Origin of the sequence: Cohnella algarum (assembly GCF_016937515.1) — a bacterium.
Taxonomy (GTDB): Bacteria; Bacillota; Bacilli; order Paenibacillales; family Paenibacillaceae; genus Cohnella; species Cohnella algarum.
In genome coordinates this window covers 5198403-5215790 of record NZ_JAFHKM010000002.1, presented here as the reverse complement: position 1 = coordinate 5215790, position 17388 = coordinate 5198403, and the positions used below count along the sequence as shown (strand labels likewise).

At 59.1% G+C, this 17388-nt stretch carries 19 protein-coding genes; 14 read left to right on the top strand and 5 right to left on the bottom strand.

The window, feature by feature from the left end:
• The first annotated feature begins 1125 nt into the window (after positions 1–1125).
• Both JW799_RS23555 and JW799_RS23550 read left to right on the top strand, forming a co-directional pair.
• Positions 1126–2214 (top strand): Gfo/Idh/MocA family protein, encoded by a 1089-nt coding sequence (locus JW799_RS23555; protein WP_080839027.1) that lies wholly within the window; start codon positions 1126–1128, stop codon positions 2212–2214.
• On the top strand, positions 2211–4703 hold the full coding sequence (locus JW799_RS23550) for a glycoside hydrolase family 95 protein (RefSeq protein ID WP_205431963.1): 2493 nt from the start codon (positions 2211–2213) through the stop codon (positions 4701–4703). The genes JW799_RS23555 and JW799_RS23550 overlap by 4 nt, the downstream gene beginning before the upstream one ends.
• Before the next feature lie 89 nt (positions 4704–4792).
• Here JW799_RS23550 and JW799_RS23545 read toward each other — a convergent pair whose 3' ends face one another.
• From JW799_RS23545 to JW799_RS23535, 3 genes are read right to left on the bottom strand one after another with little or no spacing between them, the layout of a single operon-like run.
• Positions 4793–5329: a chromate efflux transporter ChrA gene (locus JW799_RS23545; protein ID WP_080839031.1), complete on the bottom strand. Its 537-nt coding sequence runs from the start codon at positions 5327–5329 to the stop codon at positions 4793–4795.
• A gap of 18 nt (positions 5330–5347) precedes the next feature.
• Complete coding sequence (locus tag JW799_RS23540; protein WP_080839032.1) at positions 5348–5968, bottom strand: chromate efflux transporter ChrB; 621 nt, start codon at positions 5966–5968, stop codon at positions 5348–5350.
• Between the two features lies 1 nt (position 5969).
• Positions 5970–6455, bottom strand: coding sequence for a chromate efflux transcriptional regulator ChrS (locus JW799_RS23535; protein WP_205431961.1), 486 nt, complete (start codon positions 6453–6455; stop codon positions 5970–5972).
• A gap of 226 nt (positions 6456–6681) precedes the next feature.
• Here JW799_RS23535 and JW799_RS23530 point away from each other — a divergent pair, with 226 nt between their 5' ends.
• From JW799_RS23530 to JW799_RS23515, 4 genes are all read left to right on the top strand, one after another.
• On the top strand, positions 6682–7194 hold the full coding sequence (locus JW799_RS23530) for a metallophosphoesterase family protein (protein WP_205433081.1): 513 nt from the start codon (positions 6682–6684) through the stop codon (positions 7192–7194).
• 226 nt (positions 7195–7420) lie between these two features.
• Positions 7421–9373 carry an acyltransferase family protein gene (locus tag JW799_RS23525; protein ID WP_205431959.1) on the top strand — a complete coding sequence of 651 codons (1953 nt, stop codon included), beginning with the start codon at positions 7421–7423 and terminating at the stop codon, positions 9371–9373.
• A 70-nt stretch (positions 9374–9443) separates the two neighbouring features.
• Positions 9444–10043, top strand: coding sequence for a TVP38/TMEM64 family protein (locus JW799_RS23520; RefSeq protein ID WP_080839036.1), 600 nt, complete (start codon positions 9444–9446; stop codon positions 10041–10043).
• Between the two features lie 35 nt (positions 10044–10078).
• Positions 10079–10336: a YqkE family protein gene (locus JW799_RS23515; protein WP_080839038.1), complete on the top strand. Its 258-nt coding sequence runs from the start codon at positions 10079–10081 to the stop codon at positions 10334–10336.
• 73 nt (positions 10337–10409) lie between these two features.
• Here JW799_RS23515 and JW799_RS23510 read toward each other — a convergent pair whose 3' ends face one another.
• Positions 10410–10871, bottom strand: coding sequence for a Dps family protein (locus JW799_RS23510; protein ID WP_080839041.1), 462 nt, complete (start codon positions 10869–10871; stop codon positions 10410–10412).
• 242 nt (positions 10872–11113) lie between these two features.
• Here JW799_RS23510 and JW799_RS23505 point away from each other — a divergent pair, with 242 nt between their 5' ends.
• The 3 genes from JW799_RS23505 to JW799_RS23495 all read left to right on the top strand — a co-directional run bounded on the left by JW799_RS23505 (position 11114) and on the right by JW799_RS23495 (position 13570).
• Positions 11114–11818: a sugar phosphate isomerase/epimerase family protein gene (locus JW799_RS23505; protein ID WP_240353392.1), complete on the top strand. Its 705-nt coding sequence runs from the start codon at positions 11114–11116 to the stop codon at positions 11816–11818.
• A gap of 115 nt (positions 11819–11933) precedes the next feature.
• On the top strand, positions 11934–13187 hold the full coding sequence (locus JW799_RS23500) for a purple acid phosphatase family protein (protein WP_205431958.1): 1254 nt from the start codon (positions 11934–11936) through the stop codon (positions 13185–13187).
• Between the two features lie 20 nt (positions 13188–13207).
• A complete protein-coding gene (locus tag JW799_RS23495; protein WP_080839047.1) occupies positions 13208–13570 on the top strand; it encodes a hypothetical protein in 363 nt (120 codons plus the stop codon).
• A gap of 12 nt (positions 13571–13582) precedes the next feature.
• Here JW799_RS23495 and JW799_RS23490 read toward each other — a convergent pair whose 3' ends face one another.
• Positions 13583–14275, bottom strand: a complete 693-nt coding sequence (locus JW799_RS23490; RefSeq protein WP_205431956.1) for an ABC transporter ATP-binding protein — start codon at positions 14273–14275, stop codon at positions 13583–13585.
• A gap of 133 nt (positions 14276–14408) precedes the next feature.
• Between JW799_RS23490 and JW799_RS23485 the strand changes: the two genes are divergently transcribed.
• The 5 genes from JW799_RS23485 to nikR all read left to right on the top strand — a co-directional run bounded on the left by JW799_RS23485 (position 14409) and on the right by nikR (position 17332).
• On the top strand, positions 14409–15338 hold the full coding sequence (locus JW799_RS23485; RefSeq protein ID WP_080839051.1) for a manganese-dependent inorganic pyrophosphatase: 930 nt from the start codon (positions 14409–14411) through the stop codon (positions 15336–15338).
• 114 nt (positions 15339–15452) lie between these two features.
• On the top strand, positions 15453–15653 hold the full coding sequence (locus JW799_RS23480) for a cold-inducible protein YdjO-related protein (protein WP_240353391.1): 201 nt from the start codon (positions 15453–15455) through the stop codon (positions 15651–15653).
• Between the two features lie 90 nt (positions 15654–15743).
• Complete coding sequence (locus JW799_RS23475) at positions 15744–16337, top strand: MSMEG_1061 family FMN-dependent PPOX-type flavoprotein (RefSeq protein ID WP_240353390.1); 594 nt, start codon at positions 15744–15746, stop codon at positions 16335–16337.
• 139 nt (positions 16338–16476) lie between these two features.
• A complete protein-coding gene (locus JW799_RS23470) occupies positions 16477–16842 on the top strand; it encodes an ArsR/SmtB family transcription factor (protein WP_245809792.1) in 366 nt (121 codons plus the stop codon).
• 34 nt (positions 16843–16876) lie between these two features.
• Positions 16877–17332 (top strand): nickel-responsive transcriptional regulator NikR, encoded by a 456-nt coding sequence (gene nikR / locus JW799_RS23465; protein ID WP_080840942.1) that lies wholly within the window; start codon positions 16877–16879, stop codon positions 17330–17332.
• Positions 17333–17388: the final 56 nt, after the last annotated feature.

Genomic DNA, 17388 nt, shown 5'->3' with positions numbered 1-17388 from the left:
GTCTCGCGCATGCTGCGTCCCGCCGCCGCCGCCCGTTATCGCTAGATGCGCTCCGGGGCGGCGTTGCGTTTTTTTCGCGACGACGGTATTCCGCTGGCTCAGTCATGTTGCGCATTGCGCGCATTAGCGCCGGTATCCCGCCCAGTATCATTCGGACAACAGAACTAATTGGAGGTGTCAAGATCCGATGCCTGGTGCGGTAATTTGAGTTCCTTGTTGTGCATCTTCTTCCGACTTTCCTATTGCTAAGCGAAGGGGATATCGACTATAGTTTGGAAGAAAAATCCAACGTTTCAAAAAGCAACCGGGGCTCATGAAACGCAACCTTCGTGTTAAGAGAGCAAGCGGGGATTCTGAAACTGGAGGGCGGTCTGAGTCAAAGGGATACCGAAGATAAGCGCCAAAAAAGGATAAGGAGCGACTGGAGGGGGCGTGGGAGATGGCGAGATTTTTTTGTCGTCGGGAGGCGTTAAAAAGCGCTGTCCGCGCCATTTGCCGGTTCTCTTGGCGTATCGGAAAGTTTAAGGTCTTCACCGTACTAAAGAGTTGTATGGAGAATTATGGGGAGAGGGGGAGCCACCCAAGCGGTAGGAAAGCGGAGGGAGCCTACGTTGGATTTCGTCCAATCAAGGGAGCGGAAAACAGGGAAACCGTGGTCTAGAGTGGAATTTATCCAATGAGGAACATGGAATTTGGGTGAAAACGCGGAAAAAAACGCGCCAGATTGGACAAAATCCAACGAAGATGACGTGTTCCGTGAAAAAACCGGTTTTGATTGGACAAAATCCAACCAAGCATCGCCGAGCGCTGCGTCATCCCGCTCAATCCCGCTCAATCCCGCTCAATCCCGCTCAATCCCGCTCAACCCCGCTCAACCCCGCTCAATCCCGCTCAACCCCGCCCAACCCCGCCCAAGGAAGTCCGTCTTTTCGAGGACGACGTAAGGCGCTTTACTTGCGCGGCGATTGCCCGAACCGCTGTCATCTCGGTTGTCGTCTCGGCTCGCGCTGAGAGCCGGGAGTATGCGAGCGGACAAAAGTGCAACTTTTTTCGGCCGTTCGGAGAAGTTTGCGGGGACGCGATCCGTTAAACTGGATATAAGCAAAAGAGGAGGGCGATACAAGCATGACATCCGCCAAAGTATACAATCTCGGCGTCATCGGGCTCGGGGAGGGGCGCAGCATTATGTCGGCGGCGCTGCAGAGCGATCGCTGGACGCTCAAGAAGGCGTGCGACTTGAACGAGGAGCTGTGCCGGACGCGCGAGAAGGAGTTCGGTTTCTCCGCGTGGACGACGAGCTACCAAGAATTGCTGGCCGATCCCGCCATCGATGCGATCGCCATCTATACGCCGGACCAGCTGCATTTTACGCATGCATGCCAGGCGCTGGAAGCGGGCAAGCACGTCGTGTGCACGAAGCCGCTGCTGCCGTCGCTGGAAGGGGCGGCCGAGCTTCTCGAGCTGCGGCGGCGCAGCGGGAAGCAGGTGTTCGTCGGGCAGAGCTCGCGCTTTTTCGAGCCGATGATCCTGCAGCGCAAAGATTTCGAGACGGGGCGGCACGGGGACGTCGAAACGGTGGAAGCCCATTACATCACCGACGCGCGCTGGTTTCTCGACAAAGCCTGGAGCCGGAAAAAAGGGTTCAGCTGGATGTACAATTTCATGATTCACGCGGTCGATCTCGTGCGGTGGTATTTGCCGGGCGTGACCGGCGCGATGGGCTTCGGGCGCGTTAGCGAAAACAGCAGATCTTACGGCATCGAAGCGTGGGATTCGCTGCGGTTTCTGCTGCGCGACGAGCAGGGCCGCATTGCCCAGGTTTCGGGGAACTACACGATGCCGACGCTGGGGCAGCATGTCGAGCCCTCGATCGGCTGCGTCATCCGCGGCACGAAGGGCGTAACCCGGGCGGAGTATTCCAATTTGAGCTACCATACGCATTTTGCCGGGGAAGGCACGCGGACGGTTTCGATCGAGGAAAAGCACGATTACTATTTCCGTTTCGAAGGCAAAAGCCACCATGCGGGGGAGTATCAAAATTATATCGAGTATTTCGCGGACTGCCTGGACGAAGGGAAACCCGCGCTGCCGGACGCGGCCGAAGCGGTTCGCACGCTTGCGCTGATGCTGGCGATGGAGCGCAGCATGGCGGAGGACGGGCGCTACGTGACGATCGACGAAATTTTGCGGGAATCGGGGCTCGCCGTCCGATGAAGCTGCGTTACGACAAAGCGGCGGCCGTATGGAACGAAGCGCTGCCCGTCGGCAACGGGCGAATCGGGGCGATGGTGTTCGGCGGCGTGGAGCGGGAGACGCTGACGCTGAATGAGGATACGCTCTGGTCGGGGTATCCGCGGGACTGGAACAACCCGAAGGCGAAGGAAGCGTGGCCCGAAATGAGGAGGCTCATCGCGGCGGGCAAAGGAGAAGAAGCGGAACGGTTAAGCAAAGAGGCGACGATGGGACCGTATACGCAAACGTACATGCCGCTCGGCGAGCTTCGCCTGACGTTTCGGCACGGGCATCAAACAGAAAGCTACGCGCGCGAGCTGGATATCGCCCAAGGAATCGCATCCGTTAGGTATCGGATCGGCAAGACGGAATACGAACGCGAGACGTTCGTTTCCCATCCCGACGGGCTGCTGGTCATGCGAATCCGCGCCAGCCGGGACGGAGCCGTCTCGTTCAAGGCGTCGCTCGACAGCCTGCTCCGGGCGGAAGCCAGCGCCGAAGGGAACGACCTCGCGCTGCGCGGCTATTGCCCGGAAAACGTCGATCCGAGCTACTATCCGACGGACGACCCGGTGCGCTACGGCTATCCGGAAACGACGAAGGCGATGCGCTTCGAATGCCGGCTGCGGATTCGCGCGACGGGACCCGAGGCGGCGGTCCGCGTCGATGCGAACGGCGCGCATGTCGAGCGCGCGACGGAAGCCGTCCTGCTGCTGGCCGCGGCGACCAGCTTCGACGGCTGCGACCGCTGTCCCGGCACGGAGGGCCGCGACCCGGGAGCCGCCGTCGCTTTCGACTTGGCGCGCGCGGCGGACAAGTCGTTCGAGCAGCTTCGCGCGGCGCATGAGGCCGATCATGCCGAGCTGTTCGGCCGGGTGTCGCTGAAGCTGGCCCCGGCATCGGAAGCGGTCGGCGGCTTGCCGGCGGACGGGGCGTCCATGCCGCCGCTATCCGAAGCGGAACCGGGCGAAATTCCGCCGCCGGCCGTCAAGCCGCAGCCGCGGGAGGAGCCGGCCCGCGGCCTGACGACCGACCGGCTCATCGCGGAGCGCGGGGCGGCCGACCCCGGGCTGGTCGAGCTGCTGTTCCAATACGGGCGCTACCTGATGATCGCCGGCTCCAGACCCGGAACGCAGCCGATGAATTTGCAGGGGATATGGAGCCATGAGGTCCGCCCGGTATGGAGCTGCAATTACACGCTGAACATCAACGCGCAAATGAATTATTGGCCCGCGGAGACGTGCGCGCTTCCCGAGTGCCACGAGCCGCTGCTGCGTTTTATCGGGGAACTCGCGGCAAACGGAGCGCGGACCGCCTCCGTCAATTACGGCTGCCGGGGCTGGGTCGCCCACCACAACTCCGATTTGTGGCGCCAATCCGCCCCTCCCGGCGATTACGGGCACGGCAATCCGCTATGGGCGAATTGGCCGATGGGCGGCGTGTGGCTGTGCCGGCATTTGTGGGAGCATTACGAGTTTCGGCCGGATCGCGCGTATTTGCGCGACTTCGCTTATCCGATCCTGAAGGAAGCGTCGCTGTTTTGCCTGGACTGGCTAGTCGAGGACGGACGGGGCTTCCTTGTGACGTCGCCTTCGACGTCTCCGGAGCATCGCTACGTGACCGAGGACGGCAGCGTACGGGCGCTCGGCGAAGCCGCGACCATGGATATGCTGCTCATCTCCGAACTGCTGGCCCATTGTATCGCGGCGTCCGAAATTCTCGACACGGACGAGGAGCTTCGCCGGCAGTGGAAGGAGACGATCGGCAAGCTTCCGCCTCCGCGAATCGGACGCCGCGGGCAGCTTCAGGAATGGCTGCGCGATTACGGCGACGAAGACGAGCATCATCGTCACGTGTCGCATTTGTACGGCGTTTATCCGGGCGACGGCATGACCGAAGAATCCGATCCGTCGCTGTTCGCGGCGGCGAAGACGGCGCTGGAGCGCCGAGGGGACGACGGAACGGGCTGGAGTCTGGCATGGAAAATCGCGCTGTGGGCAAGATTCGGCGACGGCGAGCGCGCGCTCGCGCTGATCGCGAACCTGCTTCGTCCGGCGGAGGAGAGGGACGGCATTCGCTTCGTCGGCGGCGGCGTGTACCCGAACCTGCTCGACGCCCATCCGCCGTTTCAAATCGACGGCAACTTCGGCGCGACCGCCGGCATCGCCGAGATGCTGCTGCAATCGCACGGCGGCATCGTCCGGCTGTTGCCCGCGCTTCCGAAGGCTTGGGCCGACGGGAGCGTCGAAGGGATGCGGGCGCGAGGAGGCTTCGAAGTCGGCTTCGCCTGGAAAAACGGACGCGTGGCGACCGCCCGCATCGCTTCCCTTGCCGGCGCGCCCTGCCGGATCGCCGAAGCGCGCCCGTTCGCGGTCAGCTGCGGCGGCGAAACGGTCAAGACAAGCCGGTCCTCCGGCATAACCGAGTTCCCGACGGAAGCCGGCCGAACCTACGAACTGCGTTTTTCATGAAGCGAAGGACAAACGAAACGGCCGTCCCCCGTCATCTTCCATGACGAGGGACGGCCATTCGGTTTCTAACGGAAAATCGGCACGGCGCGTCAAACGAGCGGGAGCACGATGCCGCCGTACGCGAATGCCGCGACGATGACGACGGCCGGGTGGATTTTTTTGACGATCATCGCCCAGAAGGCGACGGCCGCGATGCCGAGCGATTGCCAAACGCCGATATTCTGGATGGAGCTTTCGCCCATTTCGTACGTGAGCAGCAGCATCATGATCGCGATGACCGGTTGGACGAGCAGCGTCAACCCTTTGACGACGTTCGATTGGCGGTACCTTTGAATGACCTTGAGCAGCACGATCAACGCCGCGGCCGACGGGACGACCGTCGCGGCCAAGGCGGCGAACGCGCCGGCGACGCCGGATACGTCAAATCCGACGAAGGCGGCGATTTTCGTTGCGATCGGCCCGGGCAGGGCGTTGCCCAGCGCCAAAATGTTGGAAAATTCATGATCGGTGGACCAGCGGTAATGATTGACGATCTCCTGATACATGAGCGGGATGGAAGCCGGTCCGCCGCCGTATCCGAGCACGTTCGCGATAAAAAATCCGACGATGAGGTTGATGAGATCCATGCCAAGCGCTCCTTCGATTTAAGATCCGGCGTCGGTTTCGCGTTCGGATGCGGGTTTTCGTTTCTTTTTGAACCATGCTCTTAACCGGAAGTGGACGGTCCCGTAAGCGAGAAACAGCGCGATGACGATCGCCGGATGCAGGTCGACCCCTTGCAGGAGAACGAACGCCAGGACGAAAAACCCGATGCCGAGCGGGATGCCCAACCCCTTCACGGCTTTTTCGCCGAACTGGTAGGCCATCTCCCCGAGCATGACGGCGATGACGGGCGTCACCGCGCCGATCATTCCCTGGACGATCGGGGATTCGCTCAGCACCTGGACGGCGGACAGCAAGGCGACCATCGCGATGCACGAAGGCAAAATATGGGCCAGGACGCCGACGATCGCGCCGAGCGTTCCCCGGATGCGGTAGCCCAAATATGCGCCCATTTTCGTGGCGATCGGCCCGGGCAAGGCGTTGGCGATGGCCAGCACTTCGCCGAATTCGTCGTCGTCCATCCATTTATAGTGAGTGACGGCTTCGTACCGGATAAGCGGGATGACGGACGGGCCGCCCCCGTAGCCCAGCACCCCGGTTTTCGCCATCGCCCACGCGAGCTGCCCGTAAGAGCCGGGCTTTTCGTTCGTTTGCTTTTCCATGCTACAGCCTCATTCCCATTCTGCTCTTGTAACGCGTGATCAGCACCTGGCAATCGACGCTCGTGATGCCGGGCATTTTGTACAGCTTATCCTTCAAAAACGATTCCATCTCCGCGTTGTCGGCAAACAGTCCGTGCATGTGGAGCTTGCTCGGGCCCGTCATGTGGTATAGACTCGTAACGGCCGGATCGTCCGCCAATTCGTCCGCGACCTCGTGCAAATATTTCGGTTCGACCTCGACGTTAAAAAAAGCGGACACCCGGATGCCGATTTTGGCCGGATTGATGACCGCGGTAAACCGTTCGATGACGCCGCTTTCGAGCAGCGCGTTGATTCTCGTCTGAACCGCGACGCGGGATAGGCCGATTTCTTTGGCCAAATCGGTGTAGGAGATTCTGCCGTTTTTATGCAAAGCGGCGATGATTTGCCGGTCGGTGCCGTCGATTTCGGCTGGCTGGGGCGGGCCGTTTTTTTCCTGTTGAGCCATATCGTCATCTCCGTTCGGTTTTCGATTGCAAAACGAAAGAAATAAATCGATTACGATTACTACTCGAATTAATATACACGGGATACCTTACGCATTCAACGATTTTTACGATTGTTATCGTCGTTTTGTATTTTTGCCTAATTTTGCTCGCTTCTTTCTGTTTACATATACTAATGGAAGGAGCCGACGAACTTGCCTTTCGAGTCGCCGAAGGGAGGAGATTAAGCTGAAAATCGTCATCGTCGCGGACACCCATATGCCCCGAATGGCCAAAAAGCTGCCGGAGCCGCTGGAACGGGAGCTGAAGCGGGCGGATGCCATTCTGCACGCCGGGGATTGGACGGATCCGAAGCTGATCGGGGAGCTGGGGGCGTTTGCGCCCGTTTACGGCGTAGCGGGGAACAACGACGGGCCGGACATCGTCAAGCGGCTCGGATACCGGAAAATCGTCCGCTTCGGTCCGGTCGCGCTCGGCCTCGTGCACGGCCACGGGCCGGGGGCCAGAACCGATACCGAAACGAACGCCCTGAACGCGTTCAAAGGAGAGGACGTCCAAGCCGTCGTTTACGGACACTCCCACATCCCGGTTTTGAAGGAGAAGAACGGTCTGCTCGTGTTCAATCCCGGGTCGCCGACGGACAAAAGAAGGCAGCCGGCCTACTCGTTCGGAGTGATGGAAATCGAAGGGGGCCGCCTGCGGGCGAGACATGTTTTTTACGAACGGAAGCGATCCGAATAATGCCGCGAAAAAGTCGCAAAAAGCGACTTTTTTCTTTGTTTTTTATGTAACGGGAAGCGGGGCTGCGTCGTCTAATACGAGGAAGCGAAAAAATGCCGAACGGGCGCCGGAAGGAGGAAAGAGCGACAGCTTGCAAGCGGCTTTAAACCGGAAGAACGCGAATACAATGGTAATGGATTTTGCAAGTCGCCTCACATGAATTTACTGCAGCAAGGAGAACGCGGGTATGCCGAAACCCTCACACCGCAATTACCGGTACATACCGGGTCTGGACGGACTCAGGGCGGTTGCCGTCCTGGCCGTCATCGCCTATCACTTTGGTTTGCCCGGAGCCCAGGGCGGTTTTTTGGGCGTCGAAATGTTTTTTGTTCTTTCCGGTTATTTGATTACCGATATTTTGATCAACGATCGGCAAACGCACGGCCGAATCCGGCTCGCGGATTTTTGGCTCCGGCGCGCGCGCAGGCTGCTGCCGGCCATGCTGACGATGCTTGCGGCCGTGTCTCTATGGCTCTTGTTCACGGACGGCCATCGCTTATCGCTCCACGCCGGCGACCTGGCGTCCGCGCTTTTATATGTCAACAACTGGTGGCTCGTTTATCACGATGTTTCCTACTTCGAAAGCTTCGGTCCGCCTTCGCCGTTCGGCCATTTATGGTCGCTGGCGGTGGAGGAGCAGTTCTACGTCATTTGGCCGCTTGTCGTCGCGCTTGCCCTGAAATTCGTCAAGCGCAGGGGAGCGGTTGCCGCGGTCGCCCTCGCGGGCGCTTTGCTGTCGGCGCTGGCGATGGGGCTCCTCTACGTGCCGGGCGCCGATCCGAGCCGCGTTTATTACGGCACGGATACGCGCTCCTTCGGCATGCTGATCGGCGCGGCGGCGGCGCTCTTGCTGCCGAGCGCGAAGCTGCCCGAAATCGTGCGCGGACGCGGCGTTGCCGGGCTCGATGCGGCGGGAATCGCCGGCCTTGCCGTCGCGCTCGTTATGATTTGGCGGGTCGGGGAATACGACGCGTCGCTGTATCCCGGCGGATTTCTGCTGCTCGCCGCCGCCACGGTCGGCGTCATTGCGGCCGTCGCCCATCCGGACGGACGCCTTGGCCGCCTGCTCGGAGCGAGGCCGCTGCGCTGGATCGGCGTGCGCTCGTACGGCATTTATTTGTGGCATTACCCGGTTTTTGCGCTGACGTCTCCCTCCGTCCATACGGGGGGGACGGACTACGGCTTGATGGCGCTGCAGCTCGCGCTGACGTTCGGGCTCGCCGTTTTGTCCTGGCGCTTCGTCGAGGAACCGATCCGTTCCGGCGCATGGAGGCGTCGCCGGGCAGCGGCTGCGGTCTCCGGAACGCCGGAAGTCGCCAAGGCCCGGAGGCGCAAGCCGATTGCCGTCGGCTTCGGCTCCGCGCTGCTGCTCGGCGTCATGTTCGCGAGCGTATCCGGCAATGCGGTCGAAGTCGCTGCGCCGCAAACGGGAATCGCCGGGTCGAACGGGCAGCAGGGGACGCCGGAGAAAGCCGAATACGCCCATTCCGTTCCCGGCGGATCGGCATCGGGCGGATCGACGAAGCCCGCGGGGCCGAGCGGAACGAACTTGGCGGCGCCTTCCGCCGGAACGGCGCCGGCGGGCGAGCCGTCCGGCCAGACCGGACCCGGAAGCGAGCCGTCCCCTTCGCCTTCGGCGTCCCCCGGGGCGGACGGCCCAAATAACGCCGTCTCGGGAGAAGGCATCACCGTCATCGGCGATTCGGTCATTCTTGCCGTCCAGCCCTTCCTCGAGGAGATGCTGCCCGGCATCCGCGTAGACGGCTTGAAAGGACGGCAGCTTTACGACGCCCCTGAATTGATCGAGGAGATGAAGGAAGCCGGAACGCTCGGCAGCCGGGTCGTCATCGAGCTCGGCACGAACGGGTTGTTTTCCGAGAAACAGCTTGACCGTCTGCTCGATTCGCTGGACGAAGCGGAACAAATTTTGCTGATCAACACGAGGGTCCCGCGCAAATGGCAGGACAACGTGAACGCCACGCTCGAAAAGGCGGCCGAAAGCCGCGACAACGTCATCCTGCTCGATTGGAACGCGGCGAGCCGGAACCGGGACGATTATTTTTATCCGGACGGGGTTCACCTGAAGCCCGACGGGGCGAAAGCCTATGCGGAACTCGTCAGCGAGTCTGTCAAATCGTAAGCAGCAATCCGTATATTGATATATAATAGGATAGCAAGCGCCAAGACAGACGGAAACTGGAGTGGACGAAGTGGGGGAAACGATTAACGCTTGGATCGAACAACTGCTTGACGCGACGCAGCTCGAAGGTTTTTATTTGCTCGTCCTGACGATTCCGCTTGCCGCCATTCAAGGCCTGCTTGGGCTTTTTCCGTTTACGACGATCATCATGCTTCACATTTCGGGCCTGGGCCTGGTCAACGGCATGCTGATGAGCTGGCTGGCGGGCACGGTCTCGGCCGTCGCGGTCTATTATCTTTGCAAATCGATTTTGGGCGAGTGGTTTAACCGCAAAATGGAGCAAAAGCTGAAAAAGTACGAAAAATGGACGAAATACGTGGAAGAGTACGGCGTTTGGGCGATTATCTTTTTGCGCACGCTGCCGATCATGCCGAACAATTTGATCACGTTTTTGGCCTCGATCTCGGCGGTCAAGCCGGGCGCCTACTGGATTTCTTCCATCGTCGGGAACTTGTCCCATATTTGGCTGTTCGGCATTATCAGCTCGTCCATTTTGATGCCCGGCGTCAGCACGTGGGCGTTAATCGGCTCCTATACGGCGTTCTGCATCGTGCTCACGGCCGTATTTTTCGCGGTTCATTACCGCAAGCGCCAGCGGCTGAAGACGTAATCGGCATTACGGCCCGGAATGGAGGATCATCGATTATGGCAACAAAAAAACGGCAGCGGCAAGCGCAGCCCGCCGCAACCGACAAACCGGCGACGCTTCGCGACCTGCTCGACGAAGGAACGCTGGGCAAGCTGAAGGCTCATGCCGAGGCGTTGAAGGAAGAAGGACGCAAGACCGCCGAGGAAAAGAAGAAGCGCGAGGAAGAAGCAAGGCGCGCGGAACTGAAGCGGCTTGAAAACGACTTCGAATTTTTGCTGAACAACAGCAAGATGGATTGGCAAAAATATAAATAAGGAAGAAAAGCCTCCCGCAACCGCGCAAGTAGCGGGCGGGAAGCTTGCTTTTCGGCGTAAATCCGGATCGCGATCAGGCGTGGACCGGCGTTTTGACGTCTTTGCCGAGGAAGGCGTTCAGCATCCAGATATGCTTTTCCAATCCGGTTTGAATGCCAAGCAGCATATCGCTCGTCACTTCGTCCTTCGCTTTGTCCGCGATTTCGATCCCTTTTTGAAGTTCGTCCCGGATCGAAGCGAAGTCGCTTGCGATGGCGGCAACCATTTCTTCGGGACTTTCCTTCCCGGCGCCTTCTTTCACCGATGCCAGCTTCAAGCTTTCCGACAGCGTCGAGACCGGACGTTCGCCGATGGCAAGCAAGCGTTCCGCAAGCTCGTCCAGATGCGCGGAGGCTTCATTGTACAGCTCCTCGAATTTCTCGTGCAGCGTAAAGAAATGAGGGCCTTTGACAAACCAGTGGTATTGATGCAGTTTCGTATACATAACGGTCCAATTGGCAACTTGTTGGTTCAGTACGGATGCGACGTTCGACATGAACGATTCCTCCTCATTTTTTTAAATTTAAACTTAATCTAAATCCTGATATAAATATAGCACGATGCTGAATTGTCGTCAACCTGTCGGGACCTCTTCGTTCAAAAAAACGTCCGAATTGGTTAAAAATCCGGAAAATCCGGCGAACGGGAAGCGGGAGGGACCGTGCTTCTTGTATAATGACAATACATCTGACTATATATTCCCCAAAATCGAAATTCGAAAACAGGAGGAAGCGAAAAATGACGGATCGATCGATCGGCGTTTTGGCGCATCTGTTCGGCTGCCTTCCGTACCGGGAGCTTGCGGCCAAGGTCGGCCAATACGGGTTCAAACACGTTCAGCTTGCTTTATGGAAAGCAATTCAGGATTACGATTTCAGCCGTCCCGGCCGCTTAAGCCCCGGGCTCGCGCAGACGATCGGCGAGGCGTTCGAGCGCAACGGCGTCCGAATTTCCGTTCTCGGCTGCTACCTGCATATGTTCGAGCTCGACGAAGAACAACGCCGGCTGAATGTAACCCGGTTCAAGGAGCTGCTTCGCCACGCAAGGGATTTCGGCTGTCCGACGGTCGCCTTCGAGACCGGCGTCAATCCGGGCGAAGAGTACGCGGACCGGGATTGGACCGCGATGCGGGAAACGCTGGCCGAATTGGCCGAGGAAGCGGAACGGTGGGGCGTCTATGTCGGGCTGGAAGCGGCCAACCGCCATCTTGTCGCGACGGCCGGCCAATTGAGCCGGATGCTGGGCGAAGTGCCGTCCCGCAACATCGGCGTCGTGCTGGATCCCGGAAACCTGCTGAATGCGGCCAATTTCGACCGGCAGGACGAGGTGATCGCGGAAGCGTTCCGGCTGCTCGGCGACAGGATTATCGCCTGTCATGCCAAAGATCGGCGTTTGGAGCCGAACGGACAGCTGATCGAGGCTCCCCCGGGCACGGCCAAATGAATTATAAGCTGTACATGGAACTGCTTGAGGCTTCCAAGCCGGGCGTCGATATCGTCATGGAGCATGCGGCGCCGGACCAGATGGAGGATTGCAAGCGGTTTTTGGAGTCGTTCTGATGCGAAAGCTTCAAGCCATTGTGCTGGGGGCGGCTTCGCTTCTTCTGGCCGCCGCGATCGGTTTGCAATGGCGGCAGGGACACGGGCAGGAACAAGAGCAGGGACCGCCTCGGAACGCCGCGAACGTCACGAAATCGATCGGAACGACGATCGTCGGCGATGCCGCGACAACCCGCGGGTTTTCCTGGTTTTCGGCCGACCCTTCGGCCTCCTCCGTCGTTCAAATCGTCGAAGGAACGGAAACCGCGGCGTTCGAAGAAGCGAATGCGCTGACTTTTCGCGGTACGACCGAGCAAGTGGAGGTCGGGGACGGTCAAACGCAAACCTCGAACAAAGCGGCGGCGGCGGGACTGAAGCCCGGTACCGTCTATATGTACCGCGTGGGAACCGGCGAAGAGGGCGGGTGGAGCGAGCCGGCCGCGTTTGTAACCGAAGCCGACAACGAGAAATCGTTTACGTTTATCCACGTTGCGGATTCGCAAGGCGAGACGCCGGCCGATTTCAAGCTGTGGGGACGGACGCTCGACAAGGCGATGGAGACGTTCCCCGATGCGAAGCTGATCGTACATAACGGAGATTTGACCGAAAATCCGGAGGACGAAACGGCATGGGACGCGTTTTTCGGCGAAGCGAAGCGGTGGCTCGCCTCGATCCCGCTCATGCCGGTTACCGGCAATCATGACGAAACGGACGGAAAGGCGGACCGCTTTCTCGCTCATTTCCATTTGCCGCGCAACGGAGCCGGGAACTCGATTCCGGGCACGAATTACTCGTTCGACTACGGTCCCGTTCATTTTGCGATGCTGAATTCGGAGTCGAACAAGGACGAGCAGGCGGAATGGCTGGATCGGGATCTGGCCGCGAGCGAAAAGCCGTGGAAGATCGTCGCGATTCACCGTCCGGCTTACGGAGGAAACCAGACCAAGTCGATCGTCAAGAAGTGGGTCCCGATTTTCGACAAGCACGGCGTCGATTTGGTGCTGCAAGGGCATAATCACGAATATTCGCGTTCGTATCCGCTCAAGGGCAATGAAGTCGTTTCCGAAGGGGAGGGAACGGTTTACGTGACGCCGAACGCTTCCGGAGGAAAGTTCAACGAGAAAAAAGAGGATCAATTTTATCATGCGGTTCACTTTCAAAACGGACGGCCAATGTTCGCGGGCGTGACGGTCGACGCCGAACGCCTCGTTTACCGGGCATACGACGCGGACGGAAAGCTGCTTGACGAGTTTGCGATCGCCCGAAAATCGTAAACCGCCAAAAGGAGGAAGAGATGGTCAACGTCACGATCGATTTATACAAGGATTGGCTCGACACCGTCCGGGAAGTGTTTCGGGGTTCGGGGGCGCCGCTCCCGGAAACGCTGACGGACAAGGAAGTCGGCGTCATGTACTATTTGCAAACTTCGGAAAACGAGCGCGAGGCCGAGAAGCGAAACGAGGAAAACGAACGGCGAATCGCCGATTTGCAGCGCAATTTGCTGGAGCATCTGGAAACGGTTGTCGTCCCGGATATTCGCAAGCGAACGGGATACGAAGGGGACCGGTTTCGTTTCCGGTGGGTGTATGCGCAGGGGGAACATATCATCGAGGAGTATTCGTCGTACCGAATTCCGCTCGGTCCCTCTCCCGATTGACCTTTTCTGCCCCTATGGGCGAAGCGCTTCGGCCGAATCGGACGCGATTTTGCCGTCCGCGATCGGGATTTCCCGCCGGGCGAACGCGGCGACGTCCGGGTCGTGCGTGATCAGCACGATCGTATGGCCCCGCTCGTGCAGCGCCGACAGCAGCAAAAGCACGTCCAGCTTCGCTTTTTCGTCCAGAGAGCCGGTCGGTTCGTCCGCGAGCAGCAGCGACGGATTCCCGGCGAGCGCCCTCGCGAGCGCGATGCGCTGCTGCTGGCCGCAAGGCAGCTCCGCGGGACGATGGTGCTTGCGGTCCGACAGCCCCACCGCTTCAAGGGCCCGGAGCACCGCCTGTTTTCTCGTTTTGCTGTCCAAGCCGCGGTAAATAAGCGGAAGCTCCACATTGGCGAAAGCCGTCAGGCGGGGAAGCAAGTTGAACTGCTGAAAAACGAAACCGATGCTGCGGTTGCGGACTTCGGCCAGCTTGTCGAACGGGAGAGAGGAGACGTTTTTTCCTTCGAGACGGTAGGTTCCTTCGTCCGGAACGTCCAGACAGCCGATAATGTTCATCAGCGTCGATTTGCCGGAGCCGGAAGGTCCGGTAACGGCGACGAATTCGCCTTTTTCGATCGTCAGGCTGACGCCGTCGAGAGCTTTCACGATTTCGCCGCCGACGCGATACCGCCTTCCGACGCGGTCCAATTCAATAAGCGCCATCGCATTCACCCCGTTACAAGTTTATTCGCACAACCTGTACGTATTGCCGTTGAAAACGGTTGATTCGCTTGCCTGCGACGGGCGATCTGGGGTATACTTTTTTTGCCGAACATTCGAAAAGAGGAGTATGAAGATGGGGAAAGTTCTAATTTTCGGGCACAAAAACCCGGACACCGACACGATCTGCTCTGCGATCGCGTATGCCGAACTGAAGAAGAAGCTGGGTTTCGACGTTGAAGCGGTTCGCTTGGGTGCCGTCGGCGCCGAAACGCAATTCGCGCTCGACAAATTCAATACCGCCGCTCCGCGCCAAGTGGAAACGGTCGCAAACGAAACGAAAGAAGTCATTCTGGTCGACCATAACGAACGCCAGCAAAGCGCGTCCGACATCGATCAAGTGCGCGTAACGGAAGTCATCGACCATCATCGCATCGCCAACTTCGAAACGAGCGGCCCGCTTTACTACCGCGCCGAGCCGGTCGGATGCACGGCTACGATTTTGAACAAACTATACAAAGAAAACGACGTCGCCATCGACGCCAATGTCGCCGGCCTCATGCTGTCCGCCATCATTTCGGACACGCTGCTGTTCAAGTCGCCGACCTGCACGCCGCAGGACGTCGCCGCGGCTCGCGAGCTTGCCGCCATTGCGGGCGTGGACGCCGACCAATACGGCCTGGACATGCTGAAAGCCGGCGCCGACCTGAGCGACAAGACGATTCCGCAGCTCATCTCGCTGGACGCGAAGGAATTTTCCATGGGCAGCGCCAAAGTCGAAATCGCGCAAGTGAACGCCGTCGACACGAACGACGTTCTTTCCCGCCAAGCGGAGCTGGAAGACGCGCTGAACGCGATCATCGCGGAAAAAGGTCTCGACCTGTTCCTGTTCGTTGTCACCGACATTCTGAACAACGATTCCGTCGGCATCGCGCTGGGCAAGTCCGCCTCCAAAGTCGAGGAAGCGTACAACGTGAAGCTGGAAAACAACCGCGCTTTGCTGAAGGGCGTCGTTTCCCGCAAGTCGCAAATCGTTCCGGTGCTGACGGATATTTTCTCCAAGTAATCGAACGGGCGAAAAATACCGGCCGGCAGTGTTTGTCCGGCCGGCGCTACACGGATAAAACCCGCACCCAAGCGGCGCGGGTTTTATTTTTTTTAAGGAAGGATGAACTCTAGATTGGCAGCAAGCGAAGAGACGAAAGCGGCGTTGAAGCCGACGAAAATATGGAAATGCAAAAACGCGGAATGCAAAGCCTGGGTTCGCGAAGAGTTCGCGGCCCTGCAGCAAGCGTGTCCGCTGTGCGGAGGGCCGATGCTGCGGAGCATGAAGCATCTGCCGCCGGTCCAAAACAAGGTCAAAGCCCGGCCGAAAAGCTGACCCGCGCCCCCGTGCCGCGGCTCCGGCGCCGCCGGAAGCCCGGATCGCTTCAGGCGCGTCGGCTTTAAAATGAAAGGGGGAGGGGCGGGAATGTCGGCGACGCCTGCTTGGATGAATGATACGATCGCGACGGCGGAGCAAATCCGGGAACGGATCGAGGCACCGCACGAAGCGATCGTCAAAAAAACGGTAAGCGTCATCGAAGATCATGTCGAGAACTATCTGAAGCTGTCTCCGCTGTTTTTTCTGGCGACTTCGAACGGGAGCCGTCGCGCCGACGTTACGCCGCGCGGCGATAAGCCGGGGTTCGTCAAAGTACTCGACGAACGCCATCTGGCGTTTCCGGACCGGCCCGGCAATCGCCGGACGGACTCGCTTTTGAACATAATCGAAAACCCGCAGGTCGGCATGATCTTTCTTATTCCGGGCTTTGACGAAGTGCTGCGGATTAACGGCCGGGCGGTCATTACGCGGAACGAGGCGTTTATCGAAAGCCAGCAGTGGACCGGCAAAACGACCGGCATGGCGGTCGTCGTCGAGACGGAAGAAATTTTTATCCATTGTCCCCGGGCGTTCAAGCAATCGGGCGTATGGAAAGCGGAGCAGTGGATATCGAAGGAGGACCATCCTTCCGCGATCGACATGTATCACGCTCATCTTCGGATGAACGGCTACGAATTTTGATCGGTTTTCGGCTCTCCCGCCCCCGCGGGGGAGTCGGCAAAGCCGGGAAGGCTTGCGACCGCTACCGCGGTCTTTTTTATTTGGCCGATGTTTTGTTATAATGTCGACATCGACAGATTGAGGAGAAGGATGATGCGCAGTGGAGCCACAAGCAGTCGCAAATTGCGAAGAGCCGTGCGAAGGGACCGTCGCCGATCTGCAGCACGTCCGCTCGCGAATGCTCAGCGAGTCGTCCGCGGGCGAACTGGCCGAATGGTTCAAGGCGCTTAGCGATCCGACCCGGGTGCGCATGATCGACGCCTTGATGCAGAAGGAGCTGTGCGTGCACGATTTGTCCGTCCTGCTGGACATGAATCAATCCGCCGTCTCCCATCAGCTTCGCTACTTGCGCAATATCCGCATGGTGAAAAGAAGGAAAGACGGCAAAACGGTGTATTACTCGCTCGACGACGCGCATATCGAAGAGATGTTTCACGCGACGCTGCAGCATTTGCGGCACAAGTAACAGGAAACGTTTAATGGAACGGCAGGGTGCGAACATGGCTGAAAAAGAAGAATTGACCCGGTTCGGCGTCTCCTTTCCGGCGCCGCTGATCGAGCAATTCGATCGCTACATCGAGCAGCAGGGATACACGAACCGGTCGGAGGCAATCCGCGACCTCGCCAGAAAAGCGCTGCTGGAGCCGGCGAAGCTTCATTCCGAAGAATTTGTCGCGGGCACGATCGTCATGGTTTACGATCATCATGTCAGCGAGCTGCCGATGGTTTTGATGGAGCTTCAGCATCAATTTCACCACAGCATCATCTCGACGATGCATGTCCATCTGAATCACGCGCAATGCCTCGAAGTCGTCGTCGTGCGCGGCAAGCTTTCCGAGCTGCGATCGCTTCATCAGCAAATTCAAGTCCAGAAGGGCGTTTTTTACGCCGAATTGTCCGTCACGTTCGCGGACGAGAACCACGCGCCTCACCCGCACGGCCATCAACATCCCTGACCTTTCGAAGGGGTGCTGGGCGTTCTGGCTGAAATTGGGAGTTCATTCCAAGCATT